This window comes from Enterobacter sp. 18A13, from assembly GCF_007035975.1.
Lineage (GTDB): Bacteria > Pseudomonadota > Gammaproteobacteria > Enterobacterales > Enterobacteriaceae > Enterobacter > Enterobacter vonholyi.
Window position 1 is genome coordinate 3,528,547 of record NZ_AP019634.1, and the last position, 24,639, is coordinate 3,553,185.

At 46.0% G+C, this 24,639-nt stretch carries 22 protein-coding genes; 14 read left to right on the forward strand and 8 right to left on the reverse strand.

Features of this window, described 5'->3' with window-relative positions:
• Positions 1-45: 45 nt before the first annotated feature.
• Positions 46-1,287: an integrase gene (locus FOY93_RS16990; RefSeq protein ID WP_143345412.1), complete on the forward strand. Its 1,242-nt coding sequence runs from the start codon at positions 46-48 to the stop codon at positions 1,285-1,287.
• A 236-nt stretch (positions 1,288-1,523) separates the two neighbouring features.
• Here the strand turns inward: FOY93_RS16990 and FOY93_RS16995 are convergent, their stop codons facing one another.
• The 3 genes from FOY93_RS16995 to FOY93_RS17005 are packed head-to-tail and all read right to left on the reverse strand — an operon-like array spanning position 1,524 to position 5,863.
• The gene (locus tag FOY93_RS16995) at positions 1,524-3,875 is read right to left on the reverse strand and encodes an AAA family ATPase (RefSeq protein ID WP_143345413.1); all 2,352 of its coding nucleotides are present in this window, start codon (positions 3,873-3,875) and stop codon (positions 1,524-1,526) included.
• Complete coding sequence (locus FOY93_RS17000) at positions 3,859-4,563, reverse strand: ABC-three component system middle component 1 (RefSeq protein WP_143345414.1); 705 nt, start codon at positions 4,561-4,563, stop codon at positions 3,859-3,861. The genes FOY93_RS16995 and FOY93_RS17000 overlap by 17 nt, the downstream gene beginning before the upstream one ends.
• Positions 4,547-5,863 (reverse strand): ABC-three component system protein, encoded by a 1,317-nt coding sequence (locus FOY93_RS17005; RefSeq protein WP_143345415.1) that lies wholly within the window; start codon positions 5,861-5,863, stop codon positions 4,547-4,549. Before FOY93_RS17005 ends, FOY93_RS17000 begins: the two co-directional genes overlap by 17 nt.
• Before the next feature lie 367 nt (positions 5,864-6,230).
• On the opposite strand from FOY93_RS17005, the gene FOY93_RS17010 reads away from it, so the two are divergent.
• The gene (locus FOY93_RS17010; RefSeq protein WP_143345416.1) at positions 6,231-9,434 is read left to right on the forward strand and encodes an Eco57I restriction-modification methylase domain-containing protein; all 3,204 of its coding nucleotides are present in this window, start codon (positions 6,231-6,233) and stop codon (positions 9,432-9,434) included.
• Between the two features lie 127 nt (positions 9,435-9,561).
• Here FOY93_RS17010 and FOY93_RS17015 read toward each other — a convergent pair whose 3' ends face one another.
• Positions 9,562-10,362 carry a hypothetical protein gene (locus FOY93_RS17015; protein ID WP_143345417.1) on the reverse strand — a complete coding sequence of 267 codons (801 nt, stop codon included), beginning with the start codon at positions 10,360-10,362 and terminating at the stop codon, positions 9,562-9,564.
• A gap of 191 nt (positions 10,363-10,553) precedes the next feature.
• Here FOY93_RS17015 and FOY93_RS17020 point away from each other — a divergent pair, with 191 nt between their 5' ends.
• From FOY93_RS17020 to FOY93_RS17050, 7 genes are all read left to right on the forward strand, one after another.
• Positions 10,554-10,769, forward strand: a complete 216-nt coding sequence (locus tag FOY93_RS17020; protein ID WP_039024835.1) for an AlpA family transcriptional regulator — start codon at positions 10,554-10,556, stop codon at positions 10,767-10,769.
• A gap of 302 nt (positions 10,770-11,071) precedes the next feature.
• Positions 11,072-12,256, forward strand: coding sequence for a Rieske (2Fe-2S) protein (locus FOY93_RS17025; RefSeq protein WP_143345418.1), 1,185 nt, complete (start codon positions 11,072-11,074; stop codon positions 12,254-12,256).
• A 608-nt stretch (positions 12,257-12,864) separates the two neighbouring features.
• Positions 12,865-13,455, forward strand: coding sequence for a hypothetical protein (locus tag FOY93_RS17030; RefSeq protein WP_143345419.1), 591 nt, complete (start codon positions 12,865-12,867; stop codon positions 13,453-13,455).
• A gap of 140 nt (positions 13,456-13,595) precedes the next feature.
• Positions 13,596-14,333, forward strand: a complete 738-nt coding sequence (locus tag FOY93_RS17035) for a YaaW family protein (protein WP_143345420.1) — start codon at positions 13,596-13,598, stop codon at positions 14,331-14,333.
• Positions 14,334-14,352: 19 nt separating this feature from the next.
• Positions 14,353-15,039 carry a WYL domain-containing protein gene (locus FOY93_RS17040; RefSeq protein WP_143345421.1) on the forward strand — a complete coding sequence of 229 codons (687 nt, stop codon included), beginning with the start codon at positions 14,353-14,355 and terminating at the stop codon, positions 15,037-15,039.
• A gap of 8 nt (positions 15,040-15,047) precedes the next feature.
• A complete protein-coding gene (locus FOY93_RS17045; protein WP_143345422.1) occupies positions 15,048-15,488 on the forward strand; it encodes a YfjT/YkfB family phage-associated protein in 441 nt (146 codons plus the stop codon).
• A 35-nt stretch (positions 15,489-15,523) separates the two neighbouring features.
• Positions 15,524-15,886, forward strand: coding sequence for a hypothetical protein (locus FOY93_RS17050; protein ID WP_143345423.1), 363 nt, complete (start codon positions 15,524-15,526; stop codon positions 15,884-15,886).
• Between the two features lie 329 nt (positions 15,887-16,215).
• Here the strand turns inward: FOY93_RS17050 and FOY93_RS17055 are convergent, their stop codons facing one another.
• Complete coding sequence (locus FOY93_RS17055) at positions 16,216-19,026, reverse strand: DEAD/DEAH box helicase (RefSeq protein ID WP_143345424.1); 2,811 nt, start codon at positions 19,024-19,026, stop codon at positions 16,216-16,218.
• The gene (locus FOY93_RS17060) at positions 19,023-19,787 is read right to left on the reverse strand and encodes a hypothetical protein (RefSeq protein ID WP_063410037.1); all 765 of its coding nucleotides are present in this window, start codon (positions 19,785-19,787) and stop codon (positions 19,023-19,025) included. Before FOY93_RS17060 ends, FOY93_RS17055 begins: the two co-directional genes overlap by 4 nt.
• A 430-nt stretch (positions 19,788-20,217) precedes the next feature.
• On the opposite strand from FOY93_RS17060, the gene FOY93_RS17065 reads away from it, so the two are divergent.
• From FOY93_RS17065 to FOY93_RS17085, 5 genes are read left to right on the forward strand one after another with little or no spacing between them, the layout of a single operon-like run.
• Entirely contained in the window at positions 20,218-21,036 is an 819-nt protein-coding gene (locus tag FOY93_RS17065; RefSeq protein ID WP_172621920.1) for a DUF932 domain-containing protein, read from the forward strand.
• Between the two features lie 32 nt (positions 21,037-21,068).
• A complete protein-coding gene (radC, locus tag FOY93_RS17070; RefSeq protein ID WP_143345425.1) occupies positions 21,069-21,539 on the forward strand; it encodes a RadC family protein in 471 nt (156 codons plus the stop codon).
• Positions 21,540-21,547: 8 nt separating this feature from the next.
• The gene (locus FOY93_RS17075; RefSeq protein ID WP_143345426.1) at positions 21,548-21,769 is read left to right on the forward strand and encodes a DUF987 domain-containing protein; all 222 of its coding nucleotides are present in this window, start codon (positions 21,548-21,550) and stop codon (positions 21,767-21,769) included.
• 21 nt (positions 21,770-21,790) lie between these two features.
• On the forward strand, positions 21,791-22,114 hold the full coding sequence (locus FOY93_RS17080) for a type IV toxin-antitoxin system YeeU family antitoxin (RefSeq protein ID WP_032642918.1): 324 nt from the start codon (positions 21,791-21,793) through the stop codon (positions 22,112-22,114).
• A 31-nt stretch (positions 22,115-22,145) separates the two neighbouring features.
• Positions 22,146-22,475, forward strand: a complete 330-nt coding sequence (locus tag FOY93_RS17085) for a TA system toxin CbtA family protein (protein WP_143345427.1) — start codon at positions 22,146-22,148, stop codon at positions 22,473-22,475.
• 341 nt (positions 22,476-22,816) lie between these two features.
• Here the strand turns inward: FOY93_RS17085 and FOY93_RS17090 are convergent, their stop codons facing one another.
• On the reverse strand, positions 22,817-23,863 hold the full coding sequence (locus FOY93_RS17090) for a bifunctional transcriptional activator/DNA repair enzyme AdaA (RefSeq protein ID WP_143345737.1): 1,047 nt from the start codon (positions 23,861-23,863) through the stop codon (positions 22,817-22,819).
• Positions 23,847-24,623, reverse strand: a complete 777-nt coding sequence (locus FOY93_RS17095; protein ID WP_133294998.1) for an isocitrate lyase/PEP mutase family protein — start codon at positions 24,621-24,623, stop codon at positions 23,847-23,849. Before FOY93_RS17095 ends, FOY93_RS17090 begins: the two co-directional genes overlap by 17 nt.
• Between the last annotated feature and the right edge of the window lie 16 nt (positions 24,624-24,639).

Below are 24,639 nucleotides of genomic sequence, written 5' to 3' on the forward strand. Positions count from 1 at the left end.
AAGCTCTATTGTTTTCGTTGGGCCTAAACGCATGGAGACTCCCCCATGGCACGAAAAACCAAGCCGTTAACCGATACGGAAATCAAAGCCGCCAAACCTAAAGATGCCGATTACCAGCTATATGATGGTGATGGGCTTACTCTGTTAATCAAGTCCAGCGGTAGTAAGCTCTGGCAGTTCCGTTACTATCGACCTTTGACAAAACAGCGAACCAAGCAAAGCTTCGGAGCCTACCCTGCTGTCTCACTTTCTGATGCGCGTAAACTCAGAGCTGAATCTCGAGTTTTGTTGGCGAAAGACATTGATCCTCAGCAACATCAGAAAGAACAGGTTAGAAATTCGCAAGAAGCTAAAACCAACACTTTCCTGTTAGTTGCCGAGCGTTGGTGGAATGTGAAGAAAGCCAGCGTAACAGAGGACTATGCCTACGATATCTGGCGCTCGCTTGAGAGAGATGTTTTCCCAGCAATCGGTGATATCAGTGTCACTGAGATTAAGGCTAATACCCTGGTTAAAGCAGTTCAGCCAGTTCAGGCCAGAGGGGCATTAGAGACTGTTCGACGCCTTTGTCAGCGAATTAATGAAGTCATGATTTATGCGCAGAACACGGGCCTGATTGATGCGGTTCCCAGCGTAAACATCGGGAAAGCATTCGAGAAACCGCAGAAGAAAAATATGCCGAGTATCCGCCCGGATCAACTTCCACAGTTAATGCAAACAATGCGTACAGCAAGTATCAGTGTGTCCACGCGGTGTCTGTTCATGTGGCAGCTTCTCACCATCACCCGTCCTGCCGAAGCTGCTGAGGCTAGATGGGATGAGATCGATTTTGTTGCTAGCGAATGGAAAATTCCAGCAGCCCGAATGAAGATGAACCGGGACCATACTGTTCCACTATCCAATGAAGCTCTCTCTATTCTGGAAATGATGAAGTCACTCAGTGGTGGCCGAGAGTTTATATTTCCCAGTCGCATTAAGCCTACCCAGCCGATGAACAGCCAGACTGTGAATGCAGCCCTTAAGCGTGCTGGCTTAGGAGGCGTTCTCGTATCACACGGTTTACGTTCTATCGCTAGTACGGCCCTCAATGAGGAAGGGTTTCTGCCTGATGCCATTGAAGCAGCATTAGCCCATGTGGATAAGAATGAGGTACGTCGTGCTTACAACCGCAGCGATTACCTTGAGCAACGACGCCCAATGATGCAGTGGTGGGCTGACTTCGTTACGACTGCAGACCATGGGCGTATAATTGAAGAGGGAATGAAAGGAATGCGGCTTGTTGGTTGATTAGTATCGGCTGATGCGCACTTATTTATGGGGCGAATAAGTTTAATATTAATTCCCACTATATTCTACAATTGGAAGTAAGGTTCCATAAAAAAGCTATTAATTAAATGTCATTCGTTAACTCACTAAAAAATTGAAACTCTTTAGTTCACATATTAAAGTAAACTTTCAATGTTGCAGCAAAAACGGATAGACTAAAGCAGCACCGCCTTCTAAGAAGGCGGCTTTTACACTTATCAACCATTAATACCTGCACGTGCTTCTTCCATGAAGTTGATTCTTCCTGCCGACATACCAAATTTTTTGTATTTATAACGAAAATATGCCGACATACGATCTTCATGCGTTGACATGATTATCTGGCGGTCCCGAAATTCAGTACGAAGCAACTCTACAAATCCTGCCACATTGATTTCATCCAGTGTCTGGACAGGATCGTCTACTAGCAACAAAGTATGTTTTGCGTACCGCTGGTTCAGCGCGAGCGTAAATGACAACACCAGTGCTGAAAGCTGACCCGAACTCATGGAAAAGACAGCATCATGCCCATGCCCAGGTGTTTCATTGAAAGCTATTGAATTACCGTCATTTTCTATAAAAATGCCTAGCCCTTGCTGATAACTTTGCATAAGGCGGCCAGAATAGATATGAAAAAGGATCTCAATTTCTTTGACGATAGATTCAAGATATAATCTTTTCTCGTCTTCATATATTTTTTTGAGTTTGCGTAGATACTCTTTAAATCTGATGGCTTTTTTGATCAGCAGATCTGCTTTGTTATACTCCTGTTCACACTCCAAGATAAATTTAGAAGACGCAATGGCATACTGTTGCTCCAGATATACTTTTTTTAATTCAAGACGTTGGAGGGTAACTTGTTCAACGGCCAGTGGATCGTTTTTAAAAATTTCTCGATAAATCTTCTCGTAATCATCAAAAATGCAGCTATCGTCAAAGGATTTAAACCTTTCCCGGACCTGACGTTCTAGTTCGTCTGTTGCTTGCTGCGTTACAGGCTCGAAATTTTCAGACAGAAGCTCCTGAATATTGATACCTGCCGTCTGAAGATGTTGATAATAATTTTCCAGCCACTGGGTTTGCTCTTCTGTTAAGCTTAAGAGTTGACGCTTACGTTCAACGATCTCTTTCTTTTGCTCTAGACAGGACTGCAGAGCCAGTTCGATAGGCTCCTGCCAGTTGCGTCTGAAGCTTACTAATGTTTGTGAGAATTGATTATTTTGTTGAGCTGCTAAAGTTTCAAGTGATTTGCTCTGACTTTCAATTCCTTCGAGAAGCTTTGCTGCCGTCGGCCAAGGATGTCCGCATGTTGGACAAATATTTGTGGGATCGCAATGTGACTGATGCTCCCTGAACGCATTCAACAAGAGTTCACGTGTCTGTATTAGTTCCGCGTAGCATTCCTGAACTTTGTCTGCGGTAGTCAACTGTTGTTTGAGTCCGGCGACCTGTTGCTGAAACTCCTCTGCTGTTATGTTGGGCGGAAGGAGTGGTACCAATGGAGCTGTAATTGACAGGCGATCCTCGCTAATAGACTTTATTAGGTCTTTGAAGGCGTCACTTATCGCTAGTGCAGCATCAAAGCAAGCGACCTCTTCCTCCCATTTATTTATGTGTTCAAGTGGACGATAAAACATTAACAGACGTTGTTGCAGTTCCTTTTTAGGAAGAAGTTTATTCACCAATTCATTATTATACAGTTGATTTTTATAATGCTTGAAATTATCTATAAAACGTCCAACGCGAAACAATTCCCCATCTGCAGATAGCCACTGTTCAAATTGTTTTACACCAAACTCTACTACTTCACGATCCCATGGCTGATCCGTAACTTCGATAATTCTTTCGTATGTGACAGAACTACCTGCCGGTAACAGTTGCTGCTTAGCTGTATCCCATTTATCTTTAAGTTTTTTCAGTTCGTTTTTTTTCTGCGGGTTACACAAATTTCCTATTTTGGTCGACGCCTGTGTAATGTTATTAATTTTCCCCTGAATATCACCAATATCGAAAAGATGTGCAATCTGACCCTGCCTGTCTTTTTCCTTTTGTTTTAATAAGCGAGTATTTTCTTCCTGCTCAACATAATGGAATAATTCAAAATCACGCTGATATTGCTCACCGAGTAAGGTAGAAAGATAAATTTCTTCATGTGAAATGGCTTCAACCCGCTCCGCACTAAAGTCTACTAATTCATAAAGAGGTAACCTTAGATCAGTTACACCTTTATGCTCGTCCAGTACAGCTTTACTGGCCGCTCTCTCAAGGAAATGGCTCTGACCATTAACTACAATCTCTGCACGAATGGAAAGCCAGGAATTTACCTTTGCTTGTTTGAATAGCCAAGGGCAGCCTGTTTTCAGGCTACGCCTATCCACTGTCAGTTCTTCAAGCTCAATATAGCGGCGAATCTTTCCTGTCAGCAGGAGCTCCATAGCATCAAAAAAAGATGATTTACCGAAACCGTTGGGGCCATCAAGAACGACGAGATGATCGCTTTCAAGGGTTAACTCAAGCTTTTCAAAAACTTTAAAATTACGTACTTCTAGACGCTTAACTATCACTTTCATAGCCTGCCTCCAACAATTTCGCATCCATGTAGGTTAATAAATCTTCCGGCAGCACATCCGGCGATGTGATCTGATTTGCTAGAAAATCAATAGCCGAATCTGTTGTAAGCAGTACATCTGGATTCGATGTACGCTGGATTTTTTCTCGAATGTTTCTCTCGAGACTGGCTAGATCGGAATTACCCGAACTATTAACTGCAATAAAGGGAAGCTTTATCGCAATCCTGTATAATAGGCTTTGCCAGCCTCCTTCTAGATAGTTTGATTTATATTCAGTAAAGGTGCTAGGAGTAGTAATTGATTCACGGAAAACTATTGAAAAACCATGAGTTTCAATCTGTTGACGTAGCGCTTCTAATTCTTCGGTGGTGTAAGGAAGTACATGCTTTTTAAAAAAATAGCTGTCTTCCTCTATATGGTTAACTTGTTTACTGGCTAACACTTTGCTGCTATTAGTATTCCAGACAATCAATAAATTAATATTTTTCTCAAGAGCAGGATCGGCAGTAGCACTTTTACATTTGCTTAACCATCCAGCCTGAACTTCAGGAGTGATTATTGGTTCGCCATGGATTACCAACCAATAATTTGTCTTTCCAGTACTACTGTATTCGTATAACGCTAAGTCAGTGGAGAGCTGACGCGTTAATCCTTCTGATTCCAACAATTGTTCAATCAGGTTCTGCATCTTTCAAACTCTCAGGTACATTGTTTAAAGAAATCATAGCCACCTTCTTATAATTCCCAATGCGGTTTTCCCTCAGCAATTCGTATTCAGCGGTATCCATTCCCTCAGTAGCGTCAATGCCTATGATTACATCAGAAATTGAAGGTCTGTCTATGGCACTAGTGATAAGTGCACCACACTCAAATAAACACTCCACATCTTCACTAATTGCCTGTTGCATGATGTCATGACAGATACTATCTTGATGCTCTGCAGCATGGTGGATACCTGTTGGATAGTAGAAAAGCCCGTCATTTAGCCAAGAGAAAGCAACATCAGAACCATCATTACGTGCAGCTTGAACTAGTTTCCAGAAAATCGTAAACATCCCAAGTCGCATTGCATCACGATCGAGTGATTGGTCCTTAAATTCACTAAGTGTTTTAAAACGTCCCTTTTTATGCGGCATAGTTGCTCGCAGGAATGCCTTCATTCCCCCAACATTCAGCGCAGCAATAGCGGCCAGGTAGTCATCTAACTTTTGGCATGCTGCCTGCGAGAGGCCGTCTTGGCGTTCACAAAACTCCTGGTAGTATGTGCCAATATCAATCTGCAGACGACTAAGGAAGAATGCCTCATTCTCAAACGGAGCATAATCATCTGCTTCGATTACACTATACAGTTCTGAAAACTCAATGAATTCGCTGGCTGCAATTACGGTCTGATGACGAGTAGACTCGTGTATCTTGCTGTGGGTCATAATGACCTTCGAATTTACTATTGCTTCAAGCGTATTCTGAATATTCGCAACAATATAATTCTTCCAGGCGGGTTGCATTGCAGCATTCACAAGCAGACTGGAAAGTTCATCCCGGATAAACATATCTACCTGATTCAGCGGACAAAACGATTGTGTGACATTTCCATCTGCGTCAGGCGGAATTGGGTAAGTATAAAATCTCACTGGTCCATAGTCAGCCACAAACGTTACCGGAATGTTTGTTACTTCACGTGCCACATGAAAGTAAGCGAGTGGTACTCTCCGTTGCCTCGCATTATCTCGTTGAGTGCTGATACCATCACTATAGGCAGAAAAGCGGGGGTCTTTGTACGCTTTTACCTGATGCATTGATAGGCATTGCTGGCGACGAAAAATCGCGAAGTCATCTTGGCTTTCTAACTGCAGTTTCAAATCCCGATTAGCGGCATAATCTGACGACATCAGCTTCAAACAATGGTACAACGCCAACTTGCCCTGATAGACAAATCCACTCCACGTAGAAATAGCTGTATGTGGTAAAACTTGAGGAGCTACTGCCATGAGATCCCTTATCACCTTCGATTCGCATCAACTGGGTTCTTCTCAACACGGAGATTCTTCCCATCCAATAGCAATTTTTAAGTGTATAACCTATTGACAGATAAAATGCTTCTGTAATTTACACAGAAATTGATCTACCCCTTATATTTACATGCTTGTTGGTAATCAAAGTCTTACACAGAATTTTCACTAACTTCCAGCGCTAGCGACCATCACCCAATAACGTCCCACTTAAGCAGCACATTTGCCTTCTAAGAAGTAAACCTATCAACACAATCAAAGTGCGACCTCTAATCCTTGAAGTAGAACCGTACAGAGATCATAATGCCCGGTTGCATACTTTTACTTTGTTACTAGGCCAGAGCACATGAAGCAATCCGCTTACAGCACTATTCAAGAAAAACGCCTTCAGCCATGGAAGGGAGAAGAAGAAGTCCGGTTTGCCTGGAACAAAGCCTTAGAAGACGCAACAGGTTTACATCTTTTTGCAGAACGTGATCGTAATGATGCTAGTTACAATCACGTCATCATTGAATACAAAGCACCTGGATACTTTAAAGGTAGGAAAGACAGTCCTGCGTTTTTGAATGCCACTAAAGAACGATTGCTGCCTTATATAGAAAAAAAAGCAGCAGAGACCAAAATCCCTGTGTCGGATTTCATCGGTATTGCGATTGATGGCGAGCATATTTGTTTTGCCCAAGTCATTGATGGTGAGATCAATACCCAACACTTGATGCCATTTTCTCCTGAATCAGTAGAAATGGTAGTTGATGCTCTTCGATCAGATACCCGTAAAGGGCTTACTACAGAAAACTTGCTCGCAGATTTTGGACATGGCTCCGCTAATGCGCGAGCTTTCATGCAACAACTCTCCGATGGGCTAGCTCACCAACTTGCTATCAGCGGAAATAACAAAGTAAAAATGCTTTTTGCAGAATGGCGTACTTTGTATGGTCAGGTTGCTGACCTATCCATAGTGCAAGCTGAAGCCATTACAAAAGAACTGAAATTTACCTGGTCTGGATCACCATCCGATTCAATTTCTGCTCGACTTTTTGTTCTTCATACCTACAACTCGATGCTGATCAAATTGCTGGCAGCAGAGATAATTTCAGCACATAGGCTTACCTCAATAGAACAGCCAGCACAAAGTATGGCTGCGTTGAAGAATGACGCTCAGATGCTTGAATTCCTCGGCTCGGCTATAGAACGCTCCACTCTTTTCCAAGAAGCTGGAATAAATGGTTTCGTTGAGGAGGCTATTTTTAGTTGGTACCTCGATGTAGCTAGCTTGAACACGGTCCCTGAATTACTACCAACCTTAAGGCGGTTACTCTCTGTCTTATCACTTTATCGTCTTGACCAGCTCTCTCAAACACGTGATGTATTACGTGATTTGTATCAAGGATTAGTGCCGGGTAAATTGCGTCAGAGTCTGGGTGAGTTTTATACACCTGATTGGTTAGTTGACTTCACCTTGAATAAAGTCAGCGATTCTAGTCTTATGACGAAAAGAGTCCTTGATCCAACGTGTGGGTCAGGGGCTTTTTTGCTGGCTGTTATTCGCAAGAAGCGTCAATTGGCCAAAGAGAAAAATCTCAGCGCTAGGGAAACATTGAAACTTATCTGCGACACTGTATGGGGTTTTGATCTCAATCCACTGGCTGTACAGACAGCAAGAGTAAACTTTCTTATTGAAGTCGCCGATTTATTGTCGCAATGCCCAGGACAAGAGTTAGAAGTCCCAGTTCTAATGGCTGATGCGATATATTCTCCAGCATCGTCACCCCAAACATCTGACGCCATCATTCAGTATCGTATTGGCAGCCAGTTTGCAAGGCTTGATATTCACTTGCCAGCTGCACTAGCGCTTGATCGCATCAGTCTTGATGTCATGTTCAATCGCATGGGTAAAGATGTCGAGCTGGGGCTTGATTTTGATGAATCCATGGAGAAGCTTAGAAAAGGGCATTATTTTTCCGATGATCAGCTCAAAGAATGGGATGCCCCTCTGCGCTACACCTACGATCAGATTTTGAATCTGCATCGCCAGAATTGGAATGGGATATGGTTCAGGATTGTCAGAAACTTTTTCTGGTCAGCCACCGCAGGTAATTTCGACTTAGTGATCGGTAATCCGCCGTGGGTGAGATGGTCAAAGTTACCAGAATTATATCGTGAGCGTGTAAAACCGACCTGCGAGCAATACGGGATTTTCTCGAATACTCGAATGCACGGAGGCAATGAGCTCGATATTTCCGCAATGATCACCTATACGGTCGCAGATAAATGGCTTAACGCCGGTGGGCGTTTAGCATTTGTCATCACAGGCACGTTGTTTAAAAATCCATCATCAGCAGGTTTCAGAACATTCAAAATCGAGCCTTCACGCGAAGATTCCTTATACATTCAACCTATATCTGTTGATGATATGAAAGACCTCAAACCTTTCGAAGATGCCAGTAACCACACGACGATTGCTGTATTCGAGAAGTCAAAAAATATGCCAGAGTATCCCGTATCATACCGGGTTTGGGGCCCTGGCATCGGTAACAAAAGGGCTATAAAATCCTCTCAGACTCTTGAAGAGGTCATGGACACTATCCAATATGAAGAAAAAGAGGCCTTCCCTGTTAATGAACCAGGCTCACCATGGGCAATATTAACTCCAGACCGATTTGAAGCTATAAAATTTCTATCTCGTCAATGCTCATGGACCAAGGGCAGGAAAGGAATTACGACCGATCTTAATGGTGTTTTCTTCGTACCTATCCTCAACGTGAATGAAACTCATGTTCAAATTCGAAGCCGACCCGAGGCTGGTAAAAAAGATATAGGTCCGGTTAAACAAGCTTGGGTAGAGCCTACAGATCTTTACCCTCTAATTAAGGGCGCTGGGGATTTTGAAGAGTGCTATCTCAAAATCAATGCGCCTGATTTTGATAATAAAGACCGTCTTTTCACATTTGTTCCCAATACTGGAATATCAACTGCCGAGTATGCCGAAGCAGAAGAACGTTTAAATAGGCATGAACTGAGAAAAACTGCAGCTTGGTTCGATTCATTTGAACCAATACTACGAGCACGTTCAACATATCGGAGACAAATGAAAGGTGCACCTTTTCATGCCGTTTATAATGTCGGTGAGTACACATTCAAGCCTTGGAAAGTAATCTGGCCCGAAATGTCTTCATCATTCTATGCAGCTGTAGCAGATAGCGCTGATGTTCCCTTGATAGGTACTCGTCCCTACATACCTGATCATAAAGTTTATTTTTCAGCTTTTGATGACAAAGAAACTGCTTACTATTTATGCGGACTTCTGAATTCACAAACAGTTAAAGAATGGATTGAGGCACATAATGTTTCTATACAGGTTGCTGATGTATTCAAACACTTAGATTTACCTGAGTTTATTAAAGATGACTATCAACATATTACTCTAGCAAAAAAAGTAATGTTAGCTCACCACGAACATGATAGAAATACCCGCAAAGCTATTGTGGGAGAAATAAAAATATTAGCCGAAAAAATACTTACAAATTGGAGTAATAAATTTTTAGCATAAGTTAAATTTCACATTCATTAATAACCATATTTGTACAAGACGCCTAGTTTAGGCGTCTTGTACATTGCTATACTCATTTCACAATAAATTATTAAACACCACCAATATTCACGCCAGATAAATTGCTTTATTTCCTTCGTTTAATTACGCCTAAAAATGCAGCTTTAACTCTTTCATCATTCCTAGACCAGTCTGAAATGGTTCGATGTAAGTTATTGAAAATTAATCCAACTGGCTGTCTTTCTTGCTTACCTCTTGGTATATTTTCGTTCTCTTGCCTTATTTTTTTATCTTCACGACTGATGAATGCTTTTAGCTCACCCGATATACTCCGAATAGCCGCATCTTTTGATTTCCATTCACCAGCCACAGCTCCCGAACCCAGGAGCCTGATGACTTCAGATTTCACCCAGTCAAACTTCCGCGCCCTGGCCTCGCCTCCCCTACGGGTTTTATCTTCAATGACTGCCTGGCTGTTATCTCCATAGAGCTGCCATTCTTCATATGCCATCGCCCCTTTCCAGTTACCCAAATAGTAATGTGCTGAAAGCAACGTTTCTCGCCCATCCTTCTTCCAGCCAGCCTTGTACTGCATCACACCAATATGACGAAACACCTGCGATAAAAAAAGATAACGATCAAACATCCCATTAACTTCGGCGTTGTACATCACTTCTCCAGTAAGAGCAGCAATACTCTGAATCATGATGTCTCTGGTTATCTTTTCTTCATCGGGATCTGTTTCGTATTGATGATACCAGTCGGTTATCCAGGTTTTAGCATCATTAAGGACCCTTTCAAATAGACCCGGATAATGATGTTGAACATAACCTTCCCCGTAGACCGTCGGCTCCGTCAACTTTGATAGCCTACGTTCAAAATCACTACACAATTCTTCAAACAGAAGATCGTTATCATTAGCCTTCATGTAATCAGTCCCCCCCTCTTTCCGTTTTCCTCTTGAAAGTTTCCCCGAATTAGCGCACACAGTCCACACTAACAAAAAAGTGAAACTACGTGTGCTGGTGTAGAAAGTCTAGCGAGCTCCCGTTCTATCTCTTCTGATTGATCACGCCTAGTATTGCGATACCCCATTACTAAAGAGGAATAAATACCACCATGACCGTACAATCTGTAAAAATTCTGCGTATGCGCGATGTCGTGCTCAAAACCGGTATAGCCCGCGCAACCATCTACGACTGGCTCAACCCTAAGTCGCCTCGCTATGATGCGACTTTCCCGAAACAACGTCGCCTGGGCATGCAATCTGTTGGCTGGCTGGAGTCTGAAATTGATCAGTGGTTACTGGAGCACTGCCCTCCCGTAACCCCCTAACCCACAACAGGGTCAGGCCTGTCGTGACAGCGTGTCACAGAAAAAAGAGAACAATATCGGCTTCTGCCATTTGAAATGATGCAACCAATAAAATGCCACCGGATATATATTTATCGGTTGCTAGTATATTTATAAGTATTTAAGGATAACACATATAAGAAATTATAAACACTGTTACATTAACACCTAACCAATAAAATAGATTATGGTATTACTTTTATACCCCAGTTATATCAGGTGTTATGCTTGTGGCATGACACCCTATTTTATTATTCTATCATTCTGTTTATGGTATAAACATTATGGCTATTTGTAAGCGGGATAACTGCCAGAATAGCATAGGGGTCAAAGATGAGGAGCGTAAACTCCGTCTTTGCCCTGAGCATTATAACGGGAGAAAACAAAATGCTTCCAGACGGGAAGAAAGGATGAAGGCAATATGCCACTATAAAGGTTGTAACAAAAACCTGTCGAACTCCCGTAATAAGCGTTTTTGCAGCAATGAATGCCGCCATAAAGCTCACCGTATTATTGATGATGACAATATCGTTAAGCTGGTGAAGCACTCCTGGTGGCTTAACATCGAATCTATGCTGAAAAATAATCCTAGCGGGTTAGGAAGTATTAATGACCCGGATGATGTTGTCGATATATTCCAGTTGTACCGGAATAAGTCACGTCATCAAAGGGCTTACAATGTTCTGTATGATGAATGGATTAGAGGTGATGACGGGCTACCACTCTCTCGTCTGCGTCCCTGGCTTGAGCTTGAAGTCAGTCATCTCTATCCGAACTCCAAAGGAGGCGCTAACATAAGCAAAAATCTTCTCATTGCTCCTAAACTGATCAACAGGATGCTGAAAGATACCATTCCGCCCTATACACCGGAAGATGAGTTTCGTGGTTTTATTGCTGCCAGTCATGAAGAACCAGTGAAAACAACACTGTTAAAAGCACTGACCTCCCGGTACGGTGTTGATACTGTACAAATAGCGCTAAAAAGGATTCGGAATTTAAACTTCGTTGACATAGAGAAGCCGCGCAGACTGTTTTCGATTAATACGTTTTTTTCACCTCCGCTGGAGAAGCTTTTAAAAGAAGAGACGCTGCGCCTGGGGCATTTTAAACTCAGAGCCGCAATTACGGCGCTGGCATCTCATCTGAGTATAGAAAGTGGTGGCATTGATAATGAGTTGCTTGCTGTAGCCTGCTTTCACGCAATGTTAAAGGGTGATGCCGACAGTTTTTTGAAAGAAATGCAACAATTGCCTGGGTACCTGGAGAGAACCGAAACGATACCAATTCACATGCAAGAAAATGGGGTTTATGGCTGGTATACCAGTAGACTCCACAACTATATGAAATGTTACTTTGGGCTTGATATGACCTGTCTGGAGGAGCGTGTTAATTTTTATAATAGATTTTTCACGGTGCCTGCACTTGCAAAAGATGGGGGTCACATTATCATCAGCCCAAATGGTTTTTGATTCTCATAACGAGTCATCATAAGCGTAAAAGCACCTCTGGATAGATGGTGCTTTTTTTAACTTATAGTAAGACGATTAAAATATTAAAACTCCTCCTTAAAACCATTTAAGTCTTTATTAGACAAAGAGCCCAGCAAACATATACACAACATTTTTATAACACCAATCACCTACAGTCTGCACAATGCCATCTGATAATTTACACAGAAACCACGCTCCCTGAAGCACCGGACGGAAAATTATCCTGTTCGCTGTGAACGTAAAGACGGCATGTCCTTTTCACTGTTTAAATAATAGCGCTCTTCATAGTTCAGGAGTTTTTAACTTCCGCCACCGTCGAAATTAGCAAACAAAAAGCATACATTTCGCCAACATTTCAGAGCGGTGCAATAAGAATAATATTCACACCGGAATGATGTTATTCACACAGGTTTGTTCCATTCAGATTTACGACCATCAGGTTTAAGGCTGTCGAATTCAGATGCAGTAAGCAATTGTCAGCGTGAACAAACCGTAAATAAAAAAATGACAGACCTATATCACCTCAGCGATACACCACAGAGGCAATTGCTAAGGAGGATACTCTGGATATTACCGTATTACGTCAGTTGTTCGACGGGATGTATGCCCTGGCGGTGGAAGGTACCGCCGTCACGGACTCTGCCATAGTACTGGCAGACAGTTACCTGCAGAACGAAACGAGTCGCGTGGATGCGGCTGAATCACTTGTGCTGTACGAGTCCCTGAAAGCCTGCGGCTCCGGCTTTTCCTGCGGGCTCGCCGGAGGTGCTCTGCTGCCACTGACCGTCACCGCCGATGTCTGCTCTTCGCTGTTCATTCAGATGCGGCTGTGTGCCGCCGTTGCCATCATCGGAGGCCATGACACAGCAGATCCACGGGTACGCCTGCTTTGCTGGGGCGCGCTGGCCGGGGATGCCTGTTATGATGCCATCAGTGGCATCATCACCCGGTTACTGACCCGCACACTGAGCCACCCTCAGGCCGAGACCGCTCTGCTGACGGTGGTTTGCGACGCATTACTGCTGAAAAGCAGTAATGCGTTACTCAGGGAAAGCCTTCTGCTCCCGTTACTGGGCGGGGTAATCAACGGTGGTGCCGCCTGGCTCGTCACCCGCCTGACGGGGCAACTCGCCATTCGTTTGTTTATTCCACCGGTAACTCCGCCCTGCACAGCATAATCTTCTGTATTTCATTTTCGGACATCACCTGTCCGTCATTACTCGTATAACACACTGATTTTCCTGACACATCGGCCATGTCCTTACAGGCGGGTTTGTTATCGTTTTACCCTGACGATACAGACCGGAATGGAGGGGTAATGGCCGTTTATCGCGAAGATGCTGACCTGCGGTTTCTGGGGTATTGTGATAATGAGGACCTGGATTTACTGGTCAGTCTAATTACCCATGACCCAAGGGATAAAACCCTGCGCTGGACGGAAACGCTGTCCAGCAGCGACAACTACAAACGTTTTCACCCGGCGCACCGTAATTACTGGCAGGAGATTGCCGCTGAAATCCAGACCTTTGGTGCCAGCAGTATTGCCAGTATGTTCAGGGGCGGGAAAGGCGTGTTGTACCGGGAAGTGTTATGCGATGTCTGTGACCATACGGGCGTGAAATACAAAAAAGAGGAGGCAACCGAAACCATCGAGCTCTCCCTGCTGATGAAGATGCTCGAAAAAAGCCTCAGCGAAATGTCCTCGGCTGAGCTGCGGGAGTTTGCTGACAGCATGGGCACGGAACTGACCGCACCAACGGTGCCGCTGATACTGATGGCGATACAGACTGCAGTCCGGTCTTCTGGTTTTGCAGCCTATCGTCTATCGGTCGTGATGCTCAGTACGCTTGCGAAGGTTGTTCTGGGGCGCACGCTCCCCATCGTGACTTATCTGACCCTGACCCGCTCTATCAGTGTACTGGCCGGGCCGGTTGGTATCGCCCTGAGCACCGGCTGGCTGATTGCCGATATGGCAGGCCCAGCACGGCGGGTTACGGTTCCGGCCTGCCTACTGGTCGCTTGTCTTCGTCAGCAATATCTATACAAATCAATGTAATCAACGGAAACCCTTCAATATGTCTGCGGAAGAAAAACAGCACGATCGCATGGCATCACGGCTGGCGATCATCATCAGTCGCCTGCTGATGGGGGAACGGTTGTCAGTTAGTGGGTTGTCTCAGGAGTTTCATATCTCGGAGCGCACTCTACGCCGGGATTTTCGTGAACGCCTGAGCTGCCTCGAACTGACATACCAGCAGGGTTGCTGGTCATTGGCTCACCAGCACGAAGGCCTGCGCACCAACCGGCATATTCAGCACTTTGCACGAGTAACCCGCACGGAGCAGCTGTTCCCGGCGATGGATAACCGTCTGATATCGGTGCTGACTGACAGCTCCGTAGAGCCACCTTTTATCGTCTGGCAGTCTCCACCGGAGCGCAAGCCCGGTCCCTTCGGCAGTTTCTGGCGTATCACACAGGCCATTCTGGAGCGAACTCTGCTGGATCTGATCGCAGAGGGGCAGCAGTACCGCTGGTTCGCACCTTATCGCCTGATTTATTTCGAGAACGGCTGGTATCTGGTCGGAGAGTACGCCCGGCAACTGCAGGTCTTTCTGCTGGAAAGCATTACCGATGTCTGCCTGACACCGAGACAGTTTCTGCGCAGAAAACACATCGATGCACTGACCGCCGACCCACATTTCATTCACTCACTGCCGCACTTCCAGTATATCCGCACGGTACTGGCAGAAACGGAAAATTAAGGATAATCATGAAAAAAATCGCATTTTTGCTGGCGCTGCTTTCTTCAGCGCAGGCCAGCGCAGCCGTAAACCAGTGGACCCGTACCTGGGTTCAGGGTGTCACGGAATACCGCATACAGGAGAAAAATGGCGCTGAACTGCTGCTGACCTGTTCACCGGAGGACAATGTGTTCGTCCAGTACACATCACCAGATGGCAAAACGCTCACCAGCGGTAATGATGACGGGCGCAGCGTTCGGGCACAAATCGACAGAGGCGACATCTTTCTGATTAACGACACTCTGTCTGATGCCGGAGGGAGTAACTTCGAAGCCTTCTGGGACGCTGTCCGTCAGTCACACCGGATTCATATAACGGCGACCGGACTGACCTCAACTACCTTCACCTTCAGCAATACCGCAATAATTCTGCCTGAGTTTGATAAATCAGGCTGTCTGACCCGGATGTGAACCCTTACTACTCCAGCAAACATAAGGAAAAAATAATGAAAACAGCAATTAGTGCCCTCACCCTGGCACTGATAATTACTCCTCTGACACATGCAGCAGAGGCACCGGTCAGGATTGGTCTTGAGCAGGTTAAAAATCCGTATTACCCGAATCTGCATCAGCAGCGTGTTCATGTTCAGTCATTGACTGACAGCGTCACCATTAACGATGTTGTCGTTAACCGGGGTAACTGCCCCATTCAGAAGATGCCCACGGTCTACGCAGGTAGTAAACCTGAAGCACTGGTACCTTCAACGTTGCCCTATGGGAAAGAGATTGCCGTCTACATTAAAGGCCCGTGCAGTGTGGCAGAGATTAACGTCATCACCAGTCAGGGGGACTGGCTGATGAAGTACTAACTTCGAATGCACGATATCTGGTCTGACAATCAGTTGTCAGACCCTGTTGTGCTATCAATCGTAATATCAAAGAAATCAGGTATTAATACTGCGTATTAATAGCCATTATAAACCCCTCCCCCGTAAGGTCCCTCCCCTTAACAGGTTCACCATAATATGCATCTCATTATTTCAGTTCGTTAGTGTACTGTAACTCCGCCTCTGACTGCTGTGTGCCAGAAGCGGAAGTTAACGACTTTGTTAGGCAGCCAGCTCGAAATAATACGTGATAGTAACCATGAATGTTTGTGTTTCAATCATGTAATACCTAAAACCTTATATTAAGTTGTTCATTCGATGGGCACCAGAGAATCATCGGCTGCCGTCTCGCCCCCCGTAGCACTTAGCGCAGCTTCGATGTCCTTGGCCATATTCGACCAATTGATTGCTGCTGCCTCCTCGCTTCCGAACTTACTAAGCCTCTCAAGGCCTCTGAGAAGCCATGGTAGGAAATTTCCAACAACGCTATTTAAGAATGATACGAATTCCTCAAACATCGTCTCAACAGTATCAGGCTGAGCTTTGGAATTCTTGCTGCGCAGAAGTTCAAAAATCGTGCGTAAGTCCATACGCAGAAGCAAGTTCGTCAACATATATTCAAGGTTGTCAGCCCTGAGGACATTCCTATGTGATGATCCTGAGAAAATTTTCCTCAACGTTTCGTTTGGCTGCTCGGGAACGTTATTGAACAGCCCCAACAATTCACTGTAAAGTACGCCGCCAGATTTAAAGTTCTTTCCTGACAGGAATTGAAACATCAACCGACAGGTAAAAGGCGAGAAGCCACTTAAATTTGCAGCATGACCGAAATCAGTTAGCCGGATTGGACTATTCATCACCGCCATTGCGCCACCAACCTGTTTGTCATCCAAAATGCTGGTGATAGTCTCTGACAAAATACGTTGAATATTATCCTCTCCGTCGGTTTGCCCAGCATAAGAGGCATCAACTAACTCAGAAACAATATTTTCAGCTTGGGGGTGCTCTGCGATACAAGCTAATAGCTGTGCACTGAAAGTGGCCTCAATCAATTGCTGTCCCTGAGTGGATGCCTCAATCCATCCGCCCCCGAGTGTTGACATAAGTGGCGAGGATGAAAACATCACCTCTTCAAGAAGATGCTTGTTCCGCTGCCTCCTTATTCTGGAAGGAGGCCCCATCAAGTTTTGAAAAAGAATCGTATCCCCCTCAGAAAAAGCACCGGCCCTGCCGCAGCGGCCTGCTATGTTGCGGAAAGTCATTGATTTCATTCTCGTGCCATCGCCATGCATACTACTGAGCCAATGAGCCACAATAGTCCAGCGGAACGGCAGGTCTGCTCCCTCCGCGAGCGTGGTGGTTGCACAGACCACTGATAGGGCTCGTTCGCGAGTAAGCCGTTCTATGTCGCGGCGTACATCAAAGGGAAGAGACGCATTGTGGTAGGCAACTCCAGTTAGTAGACATTCAGCAAGAAAATTCAAATAGGGGTAACGTGCAAGGATATCTTTGGCGGTCCTATGGACTTCCATGTTCTCGATATACTGACGGCTATTCATCAATTCTCGAGCAAGCAATCTAGTGTCTAGCCTTCGAGAACATACTACCAAACCAGGCGAGCCGAGACGTGTTAAAAGGTCTCGCGCTATGGATCCAACATTGATGGCAGCACTTTTCTCGTTTGCATTCGCAAAATGTGCTGGTCGAATCTGTCCAGGAAGGTCGATCTTTACAGATTCAGACATGATCGAAGTAGCTCGTTCGCCTTTAGGGCGGAGAGCATCATTACCGTGGACCCAGTACATATCACCGTTTGCAAGACACATCGCCAATCGACGTGCAGTCGGTCTCCAACCAATCTGATGAAGGTCATTAACTTGAACGCCAAGCCACTTACAGACAAGCTGAGGTTCGGTCAACACAGCCGACAACCCTATTATGCGAAGGTCCATATTGGTTCTTTGAAGGAGACGAAGTCGTGACAGCAGACCTTCCACACGGGCCCCGCGAACACCATTTTCGAGGATATGGATCTCGTCGAAAACAACAGTACGCAGCCGTTCGATGTTTTCACCGGAGCGAAGCCATCCATCAAATCGCTCCGGCGTGGCAACGAAAATCTCTTTTTGAGAGAAGACGTTCGAGGCCTCAGACTGGAAACCACCAAACATCGGAACAACAGGTACCTCATCACCAAATCGCTTCCGTAGTGAATCTTTCACCTGCTCTCCAACGGCGACATACGGTGCTACATAGACGCATAGGCCATCATTGACTAAACCAGAGGCTATACAAGCTTCAGCAACAAAAGTTTTGCCAGTGCTTGTCGGAAGCGTCAAGAGAGTATTACGGCCATGTCTGGCAATTCGTCTCTTACTTAAAAGCATGTGCTGCGGAGGTAGCAAAGTCACCATGCCCGATTTTATGGAGTTCCGGATAAACCAATTTGGAATCTCAGGAGCGTCATCTAGAAGGTTAGCTGTAGCTAATCTTTTAGCTTGGTGAGCTGCCATTCGGCCACCCAGCATCAGGGCACCTTCCGCCATGGTGCCTGCCAACGCTGTTTCAGTAAAAAGCTCGAGTGCATGACGGAATTCTTTATTTCTTACTTGGCTATCTTTATTGCGCAAAGCGCGATACCAGCTTCGCCGAAAAGGCTCAAATTCAATATCGTCCGAACCATATCTAACTGATTTGTCACAGGGATCGCATATTGCTACGACCATACGCAACATCAAGCTTTCCTCAAGAAAGTCTGACGATATATCTAAAAGGGCTGCATGAGCACTAGGGAAATTACCATGCATCGCAAAAGCAAGTGCCGAATATAACAATAAGTCATTAATATCAGTGCTGTTTGATAGTTTGTTTGCACTCCGCAAATGCTGTGCAGTCGACTGTAAAATACGAGCTGCTGCGATAAGAGGCTTAGCGTTGCTCTCATCATCGAGTTCTTCAAGGGTTTCGACATTAACGCGGATTTGAAAAGCGTTAATGCATTTGAGTGCTGTTGCTACATCGAGTGGATCAGCTGTCGACCATATAGGTTCAACACCTCTGGCCTTTGCTGCGGATGAAGCAGCGCTATCAAGAAATTTGACTGAAACTGGTAGATTGGTCATGGCATTGTACTTACATTGTTTGAAAGATGCACAAGGCACTTAGTCAAATTGCTTATTGCAATGCTCCAAGGTTCGATGGTCTGCTTGCCCCAGCCTTGCTTTTCAATTTCTCCAGCAACATGGTCTAATGCGTTAACAGCAGCTTTATCACCGACATTGCGATCATGTACGAGAGTTGGTATCAACCTGATACCTTTACAGTCTTTTGCTTCAGGCATGAAGAGATTGCCTACCCGCTCAATCTCTTCATCAGAGAATTCATGTATCTCTTTCAAATAGCCTAGAAGCCAGTTAAATCTTTGACCTAACGAACCTGCTACCGTCGTTTTACCCAAGAGCTTTTTATAATCACCAATTAGTGCCGTCGCATAGGTTAGATTAACAGCGCCTGTAGTCTTTACTTCCATGATGTACAGGCAGTCTTTACTGGTATCACCACTGGGATCCAAATGAAGAATGGTGGTATCCAACCCTGTAGGAGCCCCATCTTGAAGCGGAGTAAGGGCTCCCATAAGCGCCACTGTATAACCTTTCCTTTTTCCATAAAGTCCATTAACAATTGCTACTTTGTACGATAGGAATTCACCTAAATTCCCCTGTCGACCAGTTGTCAGTGACGTGATTTTTGGCGGCCAATTTATGGTCACTTTTGCTAGTTCGTCATAAATCCATTTGTAGAAGGTTCCACAGTCGGGATTACCCCGCATGAGCTGTATATCCCACCCATTAGACGATTTAAAAGGCAACTTATTAAAAGTCATTGGATCCCATTATAGTTTTGATATTGAACCATTACCGTGTGAGTAAAGCCCTTCACGAAGATAACAATTAGTTCCTGATTATTGATATGCGTGCAGATCAATAGTGCTTCATGATCAAATGCCCCTTCGAAAATGATTTATAGCACTGTGCCCCTTCAACGTAAAACGCTCACAGATGCCAGGCTCAGTTGGCAGTTAGGCCGAGAAAAACACGTTAATGATTAATAATACAGCAAACACCTGTTGTAAATCAGCCAACATTAGTCACGAAACTAACTAATAGAGGCCAGCTAGCTGTCGACTCCATCAACGACAGAGAGTTTCCCCCTATCCCTCCAGCAACATTCCATAAATGCAGACAGGCCGCACTTCTTAACCGGAAGTGCAGCCTGTCTGCGTTTATACCATTAACCACATAGGAGTATTCATCATGAAATTAGCCAGCCGCTTCGGACGGATTAACCAGATACGCCGTGACCGTCCACTGACTAACGACGAACTGATGGCCCATGTCCCCAGTGTATTTGGTACCGACAAGCACGAATCCCGCTCGGACCGCTACACCTACATTCCAACCATCACACTGCTTGATAGCCTGAAGCAAGAAGGTTTCGAGCCGTTCTTTGCCTGCCAGACCCGAGTGCGCGACCAGAGCAAGCGCGAGCACACTAAACACATGCTGCGCCTGCGCCGTGAGGGGCAAATCACCGGTAAGCAGGTGCCGGAAATCATTCTGCTTAACAGCCATGACGGCTCCAGCTCATACCAGATGTTGCCAGGGCTATTTCGTGCAGTCTGCCAGAACGGGCTGATTTGCGGTGAGAGCTTTGGTGAGGTACGTGTGCCGCATAAAGGCAACGTGGTGGAGAAAGTCATTGAAGGGGCTTACGAAGTGCTCGGGATTTTTGACCGGGTGGAAGATAAGCGCGATGCCATGCAGTCGCTTTTGTTACCGCCACCAGCACAACATGCGATGGCGAAAGCGGCATTAACCTATCGCTTTGGTGAAGAGCATCAGCCGGTGACGGAATCGCAGATCCTTTCCCCGCGTCGCTGGCAGGATGAGAGCAACGACCTGTGGACCACTTACCAGCGCATTCAGGAGAACTTGATAAAAGGCGGACTGTCGGGACGAACGACGAAAGATCAGCGTGCTCAAACCCGCGCTGTCAAAGGGATCGACGGAGATGTAAAGCTCAATCGAGCTCTGTGGGTGATGGCTGAAAATATGCTTCAACTCGCTTCATAAACGACTTTTACTATTACCTGTAAGGCCCTGTCATGTCAGAGATAAATCTACCTCCGGATCTTCCGATAACTGAAGCGCGCACCATTCGTCGCGCTCTCCGCTTACTGGAAAAATATCAGCGCCAGCCTAGCGAACAATTTAATTCCACTACCTTCACCAAAACCTGGCTGCAACTGCGTCTTGCCCTGCAGGAGCGCGAAGTTTTTCTTGTTTTATATCTCGATAATCAGAACCGTCTTCTGGAATGCGAGACGCTCTTTACGGGCACGCTTAACCATACCGAAGTCCATCCACGCGAAGTGGTGAAACTGGCACTACGCCATAACGCTGCCGCTGTGATTCTGGCCCATAACCATCCATCCGGAGAGACAGAACCGAGTAAACAGGATCGAAACATCACTCAACATCTGGTGAACGCGCTGGCTATGGTAGAGGTGCGGGTGCTGGACCATCTTATTGTTGGCATCGATGTGCTTTCTTTTGCTGAACGTGGCTGGCTATGAGGCTAACCATGAAAATCATCGATAAAAAGGTCGCGATGGCGATTCAGCGACAGCATCCGGATTCCCGGATCTTTCGCTACTGCACGGGCAAATACCAGTGGCACGGCAGCGCCAGTCATTATACCGGTCAGGATGTCGCGGAGATTTCCGGTGTGCTGGCGGTTTACGCAGAACGCCGTCGTGACAACCACGGCCCGTATACACGCCTGATGTGCATTACCACCAACTGACATTTAATAAGGAGTAGAAAAATGCAAAATTCATGGGGACTGAAGCGCGACATCTCGCCGTGCTTCGGTGCAAGGCTTGTGCAGGAAGGCTGTCGCCTGCATTTTCTGGCGGACCGTGCAGGTATTAGTGGTACGTTTAACGAGGAGGAGGCACTGCGTCTGGATCAGGCATTTCCGCTAGTGATGAAACAGCTTGAATTGATGCTGACAACCGGTGAACTGAATCCGCGCCATCAGCATTGCGTCACGTTGTATCATAACGGACTAACTTGTGAAGCTGACACTCTCGGCTCTCATGGCTATGTTTACATCGTTATTTATCCTCAGGCATTTGCAACCAGGTAACACCTTCTCTTCTTTTATCAGGATCCAACTCATGCAAATTTCATCTGTACCGGTCACGGTGCCGGTTTCGTCACGCCTGTCGCCCGTAATGGTGTGGCAGCAGCTTTTAACGTATCTGCTGGAGCACCATTACGGCCTGACACTTAATGACACGCCATTCCACGACGACGCGACTATTGAGGAACATATTGACGCGGGAATAACGCTTGCCGATGCGGTGAATTTTCTGGTGGAAAAGTACGAACTGGTTCGTATCGACCAGAAGGGATTTTCGTGGCAAGAACAAACCCCGTATATTTCCGTAGTGGATATTCTGCGAGCAAGGCGATCTACCGGCTTGCTAAAAGCTAACGTGAAATAAACGGTTAAATACAAAGCAGACTAAAGGAAAGCAAAATGCTAATCTCACAGACGAAGAGACTCCTGCTGTAACCTCCCCTGCCTGCAAAATACCTGACATTTTCTTTTAGGACCAACAATGGGACCAAATTGAAAATTGAATTGAAGGTTAAAACTTATCAAACAACAAGTTACATAACCAATTCAGACTCCGCCAGCCCAAAATTCTCCATCGGCGATCACCAGAGTCGACTGATGAAGTCCTGAAAGCCCGCACGGCGCAAGCCCTGCGGGCTTTTTTGTACCCTCAACATGTCCCGCGAAGTCCGTAAAATTTCCCGGCGACACAGAAACATCACGCCATTAAACATTATATCTCTCATGCTCAATGAGCCATTCTTTGCGTGAAATCCCCCCTCCATAGCCTGTCATCGCGCCATCTTTTCCTATTATTCTGTGACAGGGGATCACAATCGCAATCCGGTTGGCACCATTAGCTGCAGCGACGGCGCGCACAGCATTGGGCTTATTAAGCCGTAGTGAAATGGCCTGATAGTGTGAGGTCTGTCCATAGGGAACAGCACGCAACGCATGCCAGACGGATTGTTGAAAATCACTGCCCGGAGCATCTAAAGCCAGATCAAACTGTCGGCGCGTTCCGGCAAAATACTCGCCGATCTCTTTTACTGTCTGCCGGGTATGGCTGTTTTCGCCGGTGACGATTCTGGCGTTAAATAAACGCTGAATATCGCGGAATTCTGTTTCCAACATCCGGCGATCGGTAAACTCCAGCAGACAGACTCCCAGCTCTGTCGCGCAGACAAACATCGGTCCAAGCGTCGTGGTAAACCGGTGAATGACTATCACCTGGGTTGCCTGAGTCGGCGCTGCGCCAGTCAGCCGCTTGTAGGTATAACCAAAGCCGCTAAGCGATTCATAGCCATTGTCCAGCGCAACATCAGTCGCCGCTCGTCCACTTTTTAGCTCCTGCAGGGCAACGTTCACCCGCTGCATTCGCTGGAAAGCCTGAAAAGTGATGCCGTGATGTTGCAGGAACCAGCGCCTTACCCGCTCCGGGCTGATGCCATGCTGACGAAGCTCCGCGTCTGCTACACGGGATTTGATATCGCGCCTGACAAGCGCAAGCGCCTGCTCAACGAATAATGGCGCGCTGTGCGCATTTTCCGCAGGTCTGCAGACCTTACAGGGACGAAAGCCGTCCGCCAGGGCAGATTTGGCATCTTTATAAAATTCGACATTTTCGCGCTTGGGCTTTCGCGCCCGGCATACCGAAATGCAGAATACGCCAGTGGTTTTGACGCCAACAAAAAACACGCCAGTGTAGTCTGAAGCACGTTCAAGTAATGCCTGATACCAGATATCACACAGATTTTTATCGGTTATTTTCATCACCAAAAAGTCCTTCAAACGTCTGACGAGATCGGATCGCATGCATGACATCAATCAGCGTTGACTGCATCGCTGAATGAACAAAATTGCCCATTGAAATGCGGCTTACCCCTGCCCGTTTCAGCCTGTCGAATGACGGAAGATCGGGCATACACATGACATTCAAAGGCAATCCCGTTGCCTCTGCAATGAGGCTGATGTCTTTCTCTGAAGTCAGGCAGGGAACAAAAAGGCCGTCAGCACCTGCAGCTTTGTAGCGTTGACCCCGTAATATCGTCTCCTGCAACGCGTCTTCATGCCCGAGCAGGTAAGTGTCAGTCCGGATGTTCAGAAACAGGCTGTAATTTTCGCTTCTCAGCGTATCGCATACTGTTCTCAGGTTACGGGAAAAATCAGAGGCATCGTCAAGCTGACGAACCCCGTTTATGACTCGGCTGTCTTCGAGGTTAACGCCTGAGACGCCTGTCTGAGCAAGGCGCCGCAGATTGTCTGCTATCTCTTCGGCTGAATCACCATACCCTGCTTCCATGTCAACGCTCAATGGCAGGCTGCTGGCAGCCCGGATCCGGGTGACCATATAAAATAACTCATCAAACGGCACTCGCTGCCCGTCGTCATATCCCAGTGTGGACGCTATAGCTGCACTGGACGTTCCCAGAACCTGGTAGCCTGCTTTTTGCGCTGCGACAGCACTGGCGGCATCCCAGACGTTGGCGATAAGAAGAGGCTCATGCTGATAGTGGCGTTCTGCAAAGTTCATATTCATATCCTCTCGA